Source organism: Legionella bozemanae (assembly GCF_900450575.1).
Classification (GTDB): domain Bacteria; phylum Pseudomonadota; class Gammaproteobacteria; order Legionellales; family Legionellaceae; genus Legionella; species Legionella bozemanae.
In genome coordinates, this window is the sequence record NZ_UGGY01000001.1 from 254,417 (window position 1) to 269,279 (window position 14,863).

Here is a 14,863-nt window from a genome sequence, read left to right on the forward strand (position 1 = left end):
ATGCTATCTCAATATTTACCTGTTCTTATTTTCATAATTATCGGAGTGGCATTGGGCTTAGCAATGTTAGGGGCAGGTTCTCTTCTTTCAAAGCACAACCCTGATAGCGCCAAGAACGCTCCCTACGAATGTGGATTTGGTGCCTTTGAGAGCTCCCATATTCCATTTGATGTTCGTTTTTATCTGGTTGCAATATTATTTATTATTTTTGATTTAGAAACCGCATTTTTCTTTCCATGGGCTTTAGCTTTACGCAAAATTGGTTGGTTTGGTTTTGCTGGAATGATGTTATTTTTAGGATTATTAGTGATTGGCTTTATTTATGAATGGAAACGAGGCGCGCTAGATTGGGAATAATCTAAGAGTGTGCAAAAGAGCTTGTTTGCAATTCTACTGTCTTGACTGCAAGGCTTCAATTTTCTGAGCCCCGAGATGCACCTATCTTTACGGATGCTGCGCTTCAGTGCTCGAAAATCCACACCTTGCGACTTAATTAAAGGAATTGCAAACAGGCCTAAATTCACTTCTGATCGTAACTTCATAAAGAAGGAATCAATCAGGGGTGGTATTTTTTTATTAATATTTTAACTGCTTAGAGGCTAGCTATGGCGGTTGCAGAATTGCAAAAAAGTGGCTTTGTAACGACTTCAGTCGAAAAACTTCTCGGATGGGCACGTAGTGGTTCTATGTGGCCTATGACTTTTGGATTGGCATGTTGTGCAGTAGAAATGATGCACGTAGGTGCAGCACGCTATGACTTAGATCGGTTTGGAATTATTTTTCGCCCCAGTCCACGGCAATCGGATGTAATGATAGTGGCTGGTACTTTGTGCAATAAAATGGCTCCTGCTTTGCGCAAAGTGTACGATCAAATGCCTGAACCACGATGGGTTATTTCCATGGGCTCTTGTGCAAATGGCGGTGGCTATTATCATTACTCTTACTCTGTCGTTCGAGGGTGTGATCGTATTGTTCCTGTCGATATATATGTGCCAGGTTGTCCTCCAACTGCTGAAGCACTGTTGTATGGCATCATTCAATTGCAGAACAAAATCAGGCATAAAAAAATCTTAGAAGCTTAAGCTCATCAAAGGTGCAAAATAGATGACAAAAAATGATTATTTGGTTGAACAACTCAAAACGGAACTGGCGACACAAATTAATGATCTTGCTGTCGCGTATGATGAGATAACCATTGAGTGTGATGCATCAAATTTAAAAGCAATAATGCTGGAGCTGCGCGATCTAGAAGTATTTTGTTTTGACCAGCTTATTGATCTTTGCGCCGTAGATTATTTGCTTTATGGTGAATATGATTGGGAAACTGATTCAGCGACTGAAAGTGGATTTTCTCGAGGCGTAGAGCGTCAAGAATTTAAAGCGTATGCTCTGAATAAGCCACGTTTTGCTGTAGTATATCATTTGCTTTCAACGAAAATGAATCACCGATTACGTGTTAAGGTATTCGTTGATGAGTCTCATTTAATTGTTCCGTCAGTACATCATTTATGGAAAGGCGCCAATTGGTTTGAGCGCGAAGCCTATGATTTATATGGCATTTTATTTGAAGGACACCCTGATTTAAGACGTATTTTGACAGATTATGGATTTATTGGACATCCATTCCGTAAAGATTTCCCGCTCAGTGGTCATGTTGAAATGCGCTATGATGCAAAATTCGAAAAAGTCATATACGCTCCAGTAGATATTGAGCCCAGAGTTTTAGTGCCCAAGGTTATTCGTAATGATAACCGGTATATTGGTGATGAAAGGGGCGAATAATGATTGAATTAAAGAATTATACATTGAACTTTGGTCCACAACACCCTGCCGCGCATGGTGTTTTGCGTTTGGTTCTTGAGCTTGAAGGTGAAACCATAGTTCGCGCAGACCCCCATATAGGATTGTTGCATCGTGCTACAGAAAAACTAGCAGAAACAAAACCTTATATTCAATCTATCGGCTATATGGACAGACTCGATTACGTGTCCATGATGTGTAATGAGCATGCATATGTGCGCGCAATAGAAAAACTTTTAGGCATAGAAGCTCCAATTCGAGCTCAATACATTCGTACCATGTTTGATGAAGTAACTCGCATTTTGAATCATTTATTATGGCTAGGTGCTATAGCACTGGATATCGGTGCGATGACTGTATTTTTATATTGCTTTAGAGAGCGTGAGGATTTATTTGATTGCTATGAAGCAGTATCAGGAGCACGAATGCATGCTACCTATTATAGACCAGGGGGGGTCGCCCGCGACTTACCTGATACCATGCCTAAGTATAAAGCATCGAGATGGCATAGTGAGCGTGAAGTTGAAAAACTTAATGAAGATCGAAGCGGTAGCTTGCTGGATTTTCTCTGGGCATTTACTGAACGGTTCACTCGCTGTGTCGATGAATATGAAACTTTATTAACCGATAACCGAATTTGGAAACAGCGTACTGTAGATATTGGTATTGTTTCACCAGAAGAGGCGTTGCAATGGGGATTTACAGGACCAATGCTTCGTGGTTCTGGTATTGCATGGGACTTACGTAAAAAACAAAGTTATGCAGCATATGACCGCGTGGATTTCGATATTCCAGTAGGTAAAACTGGAGATTGTTATGACCGCTATTTAGTGCGTGTTGAAGAATTAAGGCAATCAAATCGCATTATTAGACAATGTATCGAATGGCTCAGAGCGAATCCTGGTCCTGTTCGCCTCCATGATTACAAAATTACACCGCCACGTCGTGTAGTAATGAAAGAAGATATGGAGCCATTAATCCACCACTTTAAACTGTTCACGGAAGGTTTTTGTGTGCCGCGCGGGGAGGTCTATAGTGCGGTTGAGGCACCAAAGGGTGAATTTGGTATTTATATGGTTTCAGATGGCGCCAATAAACCTTATAGACTCAAAATTCGTGCTCCTGGATTTGCCCATCTGTCCAGCTACGATGCAATGACTCGAGGGCATATGATCGCTGATGGGGTCGCTATTTTAGCGAGTCAGGATATAGTATTTGGTGAAATTGATCGTTAATTTGTGACATGTCAGTCTTTACAATTATTAAAATGACATTCCAGAAAATTGCAATTTAAATTAATAAAGGTTTAGAAATGTCTGATAATTCAGCAAAAATATTACATCAATTGGTGTCCGCTCCAAGAATAAAGGACATTGATCACTGGATAGCAAAATATCCAAAAGAGCAAAAGCAATCAGCTGTAATGAGTGCTCTGCGCATTGTCCAGGAAGAGCATGGTCATCTAACGACGGAATTAATGGATGCTGTAGCTGACTATCTTGACATGCCTTCTATTGCGGTATATGAGGTGGCTAGTTTTTACACTATGTACGAACACGAACAGGTTGGCAGGCATTCGATAAATATATGTACCAATATCTCGTGCATGCTGCGTGATTCCGCTGCAATTGTTAGCTATTTGGAAAAAAAATTGGGCATAAAATTAGGCGAAACCACAGATGATGGGCGTTTTACTTTAAGATCTGTTGAATGTTTAGGGGCCTGTGTTAACGCACCAATGATGCAGGTGGACAAGGATTATCATGAAAATCTGACTCCTGAATCTATAGATAAAGTGTTGGAAGAATACCAATAAAAGATAGAGGTGGTTACCGTGGTTGAATTAAATCAAGTTTGTTATCGAACATTTCATCTACCAGAGCCTTGGACGCTATCCGCTTATGAAAGTGTTGGTGGGTACAGTGCATGGAGAAAAATACTAAAAGAACAAACTTCTCCACAGTCAATTATTGATGAGTTAAAAACATCTGCCTTGCGAGGTAGGGGGGGAGCAGGATTCCCAACTGGATTAAAATGGAGTTTTATGAACCGTAATAGTCCGGTACAGAAGTATGTAGTATGTAATTCTGACGAAGGTGAACCAGGTACATGTAAGGACCGTGAAATTCTTACATTAAATCCACATCAACTTATTGAAGGAATGGCGATTGCCGGATATACCATGGGCTCCACTGTGGGATATAACTACATTCGTGGTGAATTTTGGTTACCTTATGAACGTACGGAGGCTGCGCTGAAAGAAGCTTATGCAGCTGGTTTGCTTGGTAAAAATATTTTAGGTTCCGGTATTGATTTTGATTTGTATAATCATTTGGGTGCCGGCGCTTATATTTGTGGAGAAGAAACTGCATTGCTTAATTCCTTAGAAGGGAAAAAAGGTCAGCCGAGGTTTAAACCTCCATTTCCTGCTAACTATGGTCTATATGGCAAACCTACAACCATAAATAATACAGAAACTTTTGCTTCTGTTCCGGTCATTATGGAGAAAGGCGGCGAATGGTTCTTAAAAATTGGCAAGCCCAATAATGGGGGAACCAAATGCTTTAGTGTGAGCGGTCATGTCAATAAACCTGGAAATTACGAAATTCCTTTGGGAACCCCATTTAAGACACTTCTTGAGTTAGCTGGTGGAGTGATTAAAGACCGAAAAATTAAAGCAGTAATCCCTGGCGGTACGTCCATGCGTGTATTACCTGGTGACGTCATGATGGAGCTTGATATGGATTATGACAGCATCCAAAAAGCAGGTTCAGGATTAGGTTCTGGTGCGGTAATTATTATGGATGAAACAACCTGTATGGTTGATGCATTATACCGTATTTCTGAATTTTATATGGATGAGTCTTGTGGCCAATGTACTCCATGCCGCGAAGGTACAGGCTGGTTAGTCCGCTTGTTACACCGTATTAAAGAAGGCCATGGTGAACCTGGGGATGTGGAAAAACTAGTCAATGTTGCGAATAATATCGAAGGACGCACTATTTGTGCACTCGGTGAGGCAGCAGCTTGGCCTGTACAAAGTTTTGTTAAGCATTTCCGCGATGAATTTGAATATTTCGTTAAGCATAAACGCTCGATCGTCGCAGCATAATTAAAAAGGTTTAACCATGACTACTACTATTGAAATCGACGGTAAAACATTTGAAGCAGAAAACGGGAAAATGATCATCGAAGTTGCCGATGAGGCGGGTATTCATATCCCACGTTTTTGTTATCATAAAAAATTATCTGTGGCTGCAAATTGTCGCATGTGTTTAGTTGAAGTAGAAAATGGCCGCAAGCCAGTTCCTGCATGTGCGACTCCAATTACCGATGGGATGAAGGTATTTACCAAATCGAAAGAAGCATTGCATTCTCAAAAAGTAGTCATGGAATTTCTTCTTATTAACCACCCATTGGATTGTCCAATTTGCGACCAAGGCGGAGAGTGTGAGCTGCAAGACATATCGATGGGGTATGGTGCGGATGAGTCTCAATACAGAGAAACCAAACGCTCAGTAGATGATGACAACTTAGGTACGTTGATTTCAACTGAAATGACCCGCTGTATCCATTGTACTCGCTGCGTTCGTTTTGGTGAGGAAATTGCAGGATTAAGGGAGTTGGGTGCAACAGGCCGTGGTGAGCACATGCAAATTGGAACCTATGTTCAGCACAGCATGAAGTCGGAAGTTTCTGGTAATATTATTGATTTATGCCCTGTTGGTGCGTTAACTTCAAAACCTTTTCGTTTTACAGCAAGAGCTTGGGAGCTCACCCAGCATGAAGGGGTAGCACCACATGATTGCCTCGGTTCAAATATTTACCTGCATACACGTCGCAACAAGTTAATGCGTATTGTTCCTAAGGAAAATGAGGCAATTAATGAAACCTGGCTTGCTGACAGAGATCGATTTAGTTATTTGGGATTAAATAGCCCATTAAGAGCCAATCAACCCCAGATTAAACGTAATGGGCAATGGGAAGTTGTTGATTGGGAAACTGCTCTAAAATTTACTGCAGAAGGATTGGCTCGTGTCATAAAACAAAATGGCACCGAGCAAGTGGCGGCTTTTTCTTCAAGTTCTTCTACATTGGAAGAAATGTATTTGTTGCAAAAATTAATGCGTGACATCGGTGTTCATAATCTCGATCACAGATTGCAGCAAGTAGATTTTAAGGATCAGGATCATCAGGCGACTACACCAAAAAGTTCATTACCTTATGCGGAAGTTGAATTACAAAATACAATAGTGCTTGTTGGATGCAATATTGATCGTGAGGTTCCTCTGGCTGGTGTAAGAGTACGTAAAGCTGCTCGTAATGGCGCTAAAATTTACGCTATAAATCCAGTGGATTTTGAATATCGCTTCGACCTTAATGACCGATTCATTATTTCGCCTTTAGAAATACCAATGCAACTTGCCAAGATTGCTCTAGCACTTGCTGGCGATATAAAGAATTTACCTACAGAAGTGCAAAAATTAGTGATAGGCCTTGAGTCAGATAAAGCAATTCAACGAGTTGCCAAGGCATTGAAAGAGGAAAAAGCCTGCTTAATTACTGGTGCTCTTTGTGAAAATCACCCCGAAGCCGCTTTATTGCGTACCTTAGTTTTCCATATCGAGAAATTAAGTGGTGCTAAAGTTTTAAGGCTCACCCAGGGTGCAAACACAGCAGGTGCTTGGATGGCAGGTATGGTCCCTCACCGAACCACTGCCGGCAAGACAGACTCTACTCCAGGTATGGATGTACAGGCAGCACTAAACGCGAAACTTAAAGCTTATTTTTTAATGGGTGTAGAACCAGGCTTTGATTTTGCAAATCCTTATGGTGCAAGGCAATCCATGCTGGGTGCGGAATTTGTTGTACTGATGTCTGCTTATAATCATGAGTCAATGCACGATTATGCAGATGTTATTTTACCCATGGCGCCCTATGCTGAAACCTCAGGGACATACATTAATATTGATAATACCTGGCAAACAGTAAAAGGTGCTTTGACTCCTCATGGAGAATCTCGGCCTGCATGGAAAATATTGAGAGTACTCGGTAACTTATTGCATTGTGATGGCTTTGAATATCTGTCAACCGAAGATATCTTGTCAGAAATTAAAAATAGTGTTGCAATCACAATGGAGCAAGAATATAAACCGTATTATCCTGAGAGCTTGCCTCTAATTAATCAATCATTGATTCGAGTAGGTGAGTGGCCACTCTATCGTAGTGATGCAATTGTTAGAAACGTCAAAGAGTTGCAATTATGCGCCGCTGCTGAATCAGCATGCATTCGTATCAATCCTACAACAGCAGATAGATTGAAATTAGACGATGTTGCTACTGTATCTCAGGGAGATATTGAGATAACATTGCCGCTTAAACGTGATGAACGCATTGCGGCAGATGTTGTATGGGTAGCAAACGCGATGCCTGAAACAGTTGATTTGGGTCATTCATTTGCTGCAATAACTATTAAGCGCTAGGCAGGTAAGAAAATGCTGCAAGATATTGGCATATTAATTTGGATCATCATTAAAATATTAGTAATCGTAGTACCATTGCTACTATGTGTCGCATATTTAATTTACGCAGAGCGTAAGGTTATTGGTTACATTCAAGCACGAATAGGACCCAATCGTGTAGGTGTACGTGGATTGCTCCAGCCAATTGCGGATTTAATAAAGCTAATTACTAAAGAAATTATTATACCTACACGTTCTAATAAATATCTTTTTATAGCCGCACCGTTGTTTGCTTTGGTTCCTGCTTTGGCAGGTTGGGCAGTTATTCCTTTTCAGGAAGGCATGGTCTTGGCAAATATTAATGCAGGGGTGCTTTATATTTTTGCAATGAGCTCGCTTGGTGTCTATGGCGTTTTAATTGCTGGATGGGCGTCTAACTCCAAATATGCAATGTTTGGTGCTTTAAGAAGTACTGCTCAAACTGTATCTTATGAGATTGCTATGGGTTTTGCTTTAGTGGGTGTACTGCTGGCCGCAGGCAGCATGAATCTCACGGATATTGTTAATTCACAAAAAGGCGGGATTTTACATTGGTGGTTTATTCCCCTGCTTCCACTGTTTTTTGTCTTTTGGATTGCCGGAATCGCTGAAACAAATAGAGCCCCTTTTGATTTAGCTGAAGGGGAGTCCGAAATTGTTGCAGGATTCCATGTGGAATATTCCGGAATAGGGTTCGCACTATTCTTCTTATCTGAATATGCGAGCATGATCCTTATCTCTGTGCTCCTCAGCATCCTGTTTTTGGGTGGCTGGATGTCGCCATTTGAAGGGATTCCATTTTTAGAGAACATATTTTTTGTTGTACCTGGATTTATTTGGTTAATCGTAAAAGTTTGCTTTTTCCTATATGTGTATTTATGGATAAGAGCTACTTTTCCTCGTTATCGTTATGACCAGCTTATGCGTTTAGGCTGGAAGGTACTCATTCCGGTCACCATTGTTTGGATTATTGTAACTGCGTTAATGGTTGTTACACATGTTAAACCTTGGTTTTAATGATTAATAGAGAAGCCGATGAAAAAAGCATATCAATATATTAAATACTACGTACGCAGTTTTCTTTTCATAGAATTATTGCAGGGTTTAAAGCTAACTGGTAAATATTTTTTTAAGAAAAAAGTAACGGTACAGTTTCCAGAGGAACAAACCCCAATTTCTCCACGTTTTAGAGGAGCACTTGCTTTACGCCGTTATCCCAACGGCGAAGAACGTTGCATTGCTTGCAAATTATGTGAAGCAGTTTGTCCTGCATTGGCAATCACCATAGAATCAGAACCTCGCGAGGACGGATCTCGTCGTACAACGAGATATGATATTGATGTGTTTAAATGCATTAATTGTGGTTTATGTGAAGAATCTTGCCCTGTAGATTCCATAGTTGTTACGCCAATACATCACTACCATGTCAGTGAACGAGGTCAAAATATTATGACTAAAGAGAAGCTCCTTGCGCTTGGTGATTTGATGGAGCCGAAACTCGCAGCAGATAGAGCTGCTGATGAAAAATACCGATAACGGGGTAAAGTATGCATGAGTTACTAATTCAAATTATTTTTTATGTTTTTGCGGCTATAGCAGTAGGTGCTGCGTTTATGGTAATTATTCAAGACAACCCTGTTCGCAGCGTTTTATCTCTTGTAGTTACTTTTTTTGCGAGTGCAGTATTATGGATACTTGCCCAAGCAGAGTTTCTCGCACTGATTTTAGTGTTGGTGTATGTAGGCGCCGTGATGACACTGTTCCTGTTTGTTGTGATGATGCTTAATATTGACGTTGAAATAATTAAGAGTCATTACAAACGTTACTTACCTTTTGGCTTAATTCTTGTTGCTTTATTAACAGGGCTCTTAATGGTATCCATTCCCGCAGGCACATTTAAGGCAAATGTTGAAACAAAAAGCAACGAGGTAGTGAGTACACAATTACTTAATGCCAGCCAAAACAATTCTGAAATACAGCCCGTATCAAATACTGAAGCCTTGGGTATGGTTCTGTATACAGATTATTTGCTGGCTTTTGAAATTGCAGCTGCACTGTTGTTAATTGCAATTATTTCTGCAATTACTTTGGTGCATAGAGGTCCCAGAAAATCGAAAAGGCAGGATGTAAAACAACAAATTCTAACACGTAGAAATGAGCGGGTTGAATTAATTAGTATGAAAGCAGAAAAATAAGGTTGGGGAATTCCATATGATACCTGTTAATGATTATTTGATTCTGGGAGCGATTTTATTCGGCTTTGGTCTTATCGGCATAATGATGAATCGTAGAAACATCATTTTATTGCTAGTATGTATCGAATTAATGTTACTTGCAGTAAATACTAATTTCGTAGCATTTTCCCATTATTATAACGAAATTAGTGGTCAAGTTTTTGTCTTTTTTATTTTAACAGTTGCTGCTGCAGAAGCGGCAATAGGATTAGCCATAGTGATGCTGCTTTTTAGAAATAGAGGCAACATTAACGTTGATAAGATGAATCATTTAAAAGGTTAACATTGTGAGTATCCAACAACTTTGTCTAATAATCGTTTTAGCTCCCTTGGCAGGTTCCATAATTGCTGGTTTTTTCCGCAATCAAATCGGACGAGTTGGAGCCCACTCGGTTACTATTTTTGGAGTTACCATTTCTTTTGCTGTATCACTGTATATTGCATGGCAACTATTCTCGGGAGCTATTTCAACTGAAAGTACGGTGGTCTATCATTGGGCTGATGGCGGTTTGATACTACCATTTGAATTTAATATAGGCTTTTTGATTGATCCCTTAAGTGTGATCATGCTTCTGATTGTTAATTTCATCTCTTTGCTGGTGCATATCTACAGTATTGGATATATGGCAGATGACGATGGTTATCAGCGCTTTTTTAGTTATATTTCCCTATTTACTTTCATGATGTTGATGTTAGTGACTGCCAATAATTTCTTACAGTTATTTTTCGGCTGGGAAGGTGTAGGTCTTGTTTCATATTTGCTTATCGGGTTTTGGTACCAAAAAGAATCAGCCATAGAAGGTAGCTTAAAAGCATTTATTGTGAATCGTGTAGGGGATTTTGGTTTTCTGATAGGTATAGCCCTGGTTTTTGCATATACCGGCAGCATCGATTATGAGACTGTTTTCAAAAGTGTAAACTACCTGGCAAGTCAAAATATAGAATTATTTCACGGACACCCATGGTCATTAGTTACCGTGATTTGCTTGGCCTTATATGTTGGTGCCATGGGTAAATCGGCACAAGTACCATTGCATGTTTGGTTACCTGAATCAATGGAAGGTCCAACACCTATCTCTGCCCTGATTCATGCTGCAACCATGGTTACCGCCGGGGTATTTATGATTGCACGTATTTCCCCTCTAATTGAGTTTTCCACTACAGCATTAAGTGTTGTTCTGGTTATTGGTGCAACCGGAGCACTCTTTACAGGAATTCTAGCGCTAGCAATGAACGACATTAAACGTGTAGTGGCTTATTCAACACTATCCCAATTAGGTTATATGATGGTTGGAATGGGTGCTTCTGCTTATAGTGCAGGAATGTTTCACCTGCTTACACATGCTTGTTTTAAAGCGCTCTTGTTCCTTGGCGCCGGTTCAGTAATTATTGGAATGCATCATGAGCAAGATATGCGAAAAATGGGTGGCTTATGGAATAAAATGCCAATTACCTATGTGACCTTCATCATTGGCTCCTTGGCTCTTTGCGCGTTCCCTCCATTCGCGGGTTTTTATTCAAAGGATACTATTATTGAAGCGACTCAATTATCACAAATTCCAGGCAGCGGTTATGCCTATTTCTGTGTGGTAGTTGGTGCTGGTGTTACTGCACTGTATACATTTAGATCATTATTTATGACGTTTCACGGTAAGCCGCGAATGGACGAGCATACCTTAAGCCATATTCATGAGTCTCCATGGGTAGTATGGCTACCACTTGTTTTGCTTGCTATTCCTTCAATTATGTTGGGCTATGTGTTGTATATGCCCATGCTTTTTGACAATCCAACTATTTTGAGTTCTTCTTTGTTTGTTCTTCCGCAACATAATGTTTTGGCAGAACTTGCGCATGAAATTACTTCACCGTTTGAAAGCATGTTGCACTCAGTATTTTCACTTACGTTTTGGATTACTATAGCGGGGATTTTTATTGCCTGGTTTTGTTATATCGCTGTTCCTTCGATTCCTGGTTATTTGGCACGTCATTTTTCACTTATCTATAAAATACTCGTCAATAGATATGGATTTGATGCATTTAACAACATAGTTTTTGTAAAAGGTTCTAAGGGTATAGGAACTGTATTTTACAGTGTGGGTGATCAAAAGCTGATTGATGGTATGGTTGTAAATGGCAGCAGTCGACTTATTAGATGGTTCTCAGCTAAAGGTCGTGCGATGCAAAGTGGTTATCTATATCATTATGCAGCGGTAATGATTTTTGGATTGCTTGGATTTTTATGCTGGTTGATACTCGGCTGAATATAGGGTGAAGGTATGCATTATTTGCTCAACTTACTAATCTGGTTGCCGATAATAGGCGGTGTTTTTGTTCTTCTCGCTGGAGACGATCGTAACCCGAATATTTCACGTTATTTGGCTTTGTTTACCATAATACTTTGTTTGCTACTTTGTATTCCGCTTGTTGCAGGTTTTGATCCTAAAGTATTAGGAATGCAATATTTGGAGGAATTTCAATGGATGCCGGCTTTAGGAATTAGCTATAGCTTAGGCATTGATGGCATGTCTTTACTTTTGATTGTCCTTACTGTTTTTACGAATTTGGTTGTGATTCTGGCAACGTGGGAGAGTATAACTAACAGAGTTTCTCAATACCTGGCTGCATTTTTAATTATGCAGGGATTGTTGGTTGGTGTTTTCTCAGCGTTAGATGCAATTGTATTCTACGTATTCTGGGAAGCTACGCTAATCCCAATGTACTTGATCATTGGGATTTGGGGCTCTGACAATCGCGTCTATGCTGCAATTAAATTCTTCTTATATACTTTTTTAGGCTCAGTGCTTATGTTGGCGAGCTTTTTATACATGGGCTATATAGCAGGCACATTTAACATTGAAGCATTTTATGCCATAAAACTGGGAATGACTGCACAAACATTGATTTTTATTGCGTTTTTCCTTGGTTTTGCAATTAAGATACCGATGTTTCCTGTGCATACCTGGTTGCCTGATGCACATACTGAGGCTCCAGCAGGCGGCTCAATAGTATTGGCAGCAATTTTATTAAAGCTCGGTGCTTACGGATTTATCCGTTTCTCCTTGCCCATAGTTCCGGATGCCTGTAGCCGTTATGCGGGTATTATGATTGCCTTGTCTTTAATTGCAGTTGTTTATATTGCCCTGGTTGCAATCATCCAAAAGGATATGAAGCGTTTAATTGCATATTCTTCAATTTCACATATGGGATTTGTGACTTTGGGTTCCTTTGCCATTTTTGCAATTGCAAAACAAACAGGATTGAGTGCTGCGGGCCTAATATTGGAAGGTGCAATTGTAGTCATGATTTCTCATGCCTTCGTCTCCAGTGCTCTTTTTGCCGGTGTAGGCTATATATATGATCGCATGCATACTCGTCGTTTAGTCGATTTCGGCGGAATAGTGAATACCATGCCAATCTTTGCATCGTTCTTTATGCTTTTCTGTATGGCGAATGCAGGGCTACCAGGTACTTCCGGATTTGTTGGTGAGTTTATGGTGATTCTAGGCTCACTTAAAGCAGGGTTCTGGGTAACATTTTGGGCAGCTACTACGCTAATTACAGCGGCTGGATACAATCTTTGGATGTACAAACGTGTTATTTTTGGTCCTGTAGCAAATGAAAAAGTTGCAGCATTAAAAGATCTTTCGGGCTATGAGTTAAGTGCTTATATCCTACTTGCTTTGATGGTTATCGCTATGGGCGTTTATCCTAAGCCAATGTTAGAGTACATACATCAAACAGTAAGTCATACTCTGGCATTAGCAAGTCAATCAAAATTGTAATCAAGGTTAATCAATATGACAGCATTACTTGAAAATATCCATGTAGCCCTTCCGGAAATAATTCTGTTAACTGCAGCATGCATTGCGTTGCTTGCTGATTTATTTCTACGGGAGCGGTGTAAATCAATTGCCTATTTCATATCATGTATCGGCTTGATTTTAGCTGCTATTGTTAGTTTCCTTTATATTGGTACGTTTAAGGTTATTACACTGAATGGTCTATTTATCAGCGATGATATTGCAAATTTAATGAAGGTTTTTATATACCTTTCGGTATTATTGAGCTTTATTTATTCAAAAAATTATATAGATGAACGGCAAATGCCTTCTGGTGATTACTATATTTTGGGAATGTTTTCTACCTTAGGAATGATGATTCTTGTTTCAGCACATTCATTACTCACTGTTTTTCTTGGTTTGGAATTATTGTCATTACCTTTATATGCCATGACTGCTATTCGTAGAACAGATGGTGATGCTTCTGAAGCAGCAATAAAGTACTTTGTAATGGGCTCAATTGCCTCGGCCATGCTCTTATATGGTATTTCTTTAATTTATGGTGCAACAGGGAAACTCGATTTACTTGAAGTTGCAAACGCAATTGCTGCGAACTGGCAACAACAAAACACGTTACTTGTTTTCGCGCTGGTCTTTATCCTGTCTGGAGTTGCGTTTAAATTGGCAGCAGTCCCTTTCCATATGTGGGCGCCCGATGTATACCAAGGAGCTCCAAGTTCAGTTACCTTATTCATTAGTGCTGCGCCAAAGATCGCAGCATTAGGGATGGCCTTCAGATTGTTGACTATTGGTTTGGTGGATATTAGTGCTCAGTGGCAACAAATTTTGCTGGTAATTACCTTGCTTTCAACGGGCTTGGGGAACTTATTTGCTGTGGTACAAAGCAGCATTAAACGCTTACTTGCTTATTCAGCAATATCACATATTGGCTATGCCCTGTTTGGTATTTTAGCTGCCACCAGCGCAGGTTATTCCGCAGCACTCTATTATATTTTGGTTTATGGAATAACTTCCGCAGCTGCATTTGGCCTAGTTGTCTTAATGTCTACCCAAGGAATGGAAATTGACAATATTGATGATTTAAAAGGTCTTAACAAAAGAAACCCTTGGCTCGCATTTTTGATGTTAATTATTATGTTTTCGCTTGCAGGTGTTCCACCTACTGTTGGTTTCTTTACTAAATTACTTGTACTCAAAGCACTGGTTGATGCGCAAATGACTTGGGTTGCTGTACTTGGTTTATTCTTTACTGTAATTGGTGCCTATTACTATTTAAGAGTTGTTAAAATCATGTATTTTGACAAACCCATACAGGCTGATTCAGTAATTGTGAGTAAAGGAAATCTCTTAGTACTTTCTCTCAATTGTTTATCGCTACTTTATTTAGGTATTTTTCCAAGTGCCTTAATCGTGGCTTGTATTAATGCTTTTGGTAGCTAAAAATAAATAATTCTGTGTTCTAACACTACGGAATACATATTTATTTATAATCTTAAGCGAAAGTACTTGCTAAGAGTACTGACTCTCA

14 protein-coding genes are annotated in these 14,863 nt (G+C 39.7%); all 14 read left to right on the forward strand.

Features of this window, described 5'->3' with window-relative positions; translation table 11 throughout:
* Positions 1-357 (forward strand): NADH-quinone oxidoreductase subunit A, encoded by a 357-nt coding sequence (locus tag DY223_RS01165; protein ID WP_058458965.1) that lies wholly within the window; start codon positions 1-3, stop codon positions 355-357.
* A 248-nt stretch (positions 358-605) separates the two neighbouring features.
* A complete protein-coding gene (locus tag DY223_RS01170; protein ID WP_058458966.1) occupies positions 606-1,082 on the forward strand; it encodes a NuoB/complex I 20 kDa subunit family protein in 477 nt (158 codons plus the stop codon).
* 22 nt (positions 1,083-1,104) lie between these two features.
* Positions 1,105-1,782, forward strand: coding sequence for an NADH-quinone oxidoreductase subunit C (locus tag DY223_RS01175; protein ID WP_058458967.1), 678 nt, complete (start codon positions 1,105-1,107; stop codon positions 1,780-1,782).
* Positions 1,782-3,035, forward strand: coding sequence for an NADH-quinone oxidoreductase subunit D (locus tag DY223_RS01180; protein ID WP_058458968.1), 1,254 nt, complete (start codon positions 1,782-1,784; stop codon positions 3,033-3,035). The genes DY223_RS01175 and DY223_RS01180 overlap by 1 nt, the downstream gene beginning before the upstream one ends.
* A gap of 77 nt (positions 3,036-3,112) precedes the next feature.
* Complete coding sequence (gene nuoE / locus DY223_RS01185; protein WP_058458969.1) at positions 3,113-3,616, forward strand: NADH-quinone oxidoreductase subunit NuoE; 504 nt, start codon at positions 3,113-3,115, stop codon at positions 3,614-3,616.
* An 18-nt stretch (positions 3,617-3,634) separates the two neighbouring features.
* Positions 3,635-4,912, forward strand: a complete 1,278-nt coding sequence (gene nuoF / locus DY223_RS01190) for an NADH-quinone oxidoreductase subunit NuoF (RefSeq protein WP_058458970.1) — start codon at positions 3,635-3,637, stop codon at positions 4,910-4,912.
* 16 nt (positions 4,913-4,928) lie between these two features.
* Positions 4,929-7,283 (forward strand): NADH-quinone oxidoreductase subunit NuoG, encoded by a 2,355-nt coding sequence (gene nuoG, locus DY223_RS01195; protein ID WP_058458971.1) that lies wholly within the window; start codon positions 4,929-4,931, stop codon positions 7,281-7,283.
* 12 nt (positions 7,284-7,295) lie between these two features.
* The gene (gene nuoH, locus DY223_RS01200) at positions 7,296-8,318 is read left to right on the forward strand and encodes an NADH-quinone oxidoreductase subunit NuoH (protein ID WP_058458972.1); all 1,023 of its coding nucleotides are present in this window, start codon (positions 7,296-7,298) and stop codon (positions 8,316-8,318) included.
* Positions 8,319-8,336: 18 nt separating this feature from the next.
* On the forward strand, positions 8,337-8,837 hold the full coding sequence (gene nuoI, locus DY223_RS01205) for an NADH-quinone oxidoreductase subunit NuoI (RefSeq protein WP_058458973.1): 501 nt from the start codon (positions 8,337-8,339) through the stop codon (positions 8,835-8,837).
* Positions 8,838-8,848: 11 nt separating this feature from the next.
* Positions 8,849-9,496 carry an NADH-quinone oxidoreductase subunit J gene (locus tag DY223_RS01210; protein WP_058458974.1) on the forward strand — a complete coding sequence of 216 codons (648 nt, stop codon included), beginning with the start codon at positions 8,849-8,851 and terminating at the stop codon, positions 9,494-9,496.
* 16 nt (positions 9,497-9,512) lie between these two features.
* Positions 9,513-9,818, forward strand: a complete 306-nt coding sequence (gene nuoK, locus DY223_RS01215) for an NADH-quinone oxidoreductase subunit NuoK (protein ID WP_058458975.1) — start codon at positions 9,513-9,515, stop codon at positions 9,816-9,818.
* A 4-nt stretch (positions 9,819-9,822) separates the two neighbouring features.
* Positions 9,823-11,796 (forward strand): NADH-quinone oxidoreductase subunit L, encoded by a 1,974-nt coding sequence (gene nuoL, locus DY223_RS01220; protein WP_058458976.1) that lies wholly within the window; start codon positions 9,823-9,825, stop codon positions 11,794-11,796.
* 15 nt (positions 11,797-11,811) lie between these two features.
* The gene (locus DY223_RS01225; protein WP_058458977.1) at positions 11,812-13,317 is read left to right on the forward strand and encodes a complex I subunit 4 family protein; all 1,506 of its coding nucleotides are present in this window, start codon (positions 11,812-11,814) and stop codon (positions 13,315-13,317) included.
* Between the two features lie 15 nt (positions 13,318-13,332).
* A complete protein-coding gene (gene nuoN, locus DY223_RS01230; RefSeq protein WP_058458978.1) occupies positions 13,333-14,775 on the forward strand; it encodes an NADH-quinone oxidoreductase subunit NuoN in 1,443 nt (480 codons plus the stop codon).
* Positions 14,776-14,863: the final 88 nt, after the last annotated feature.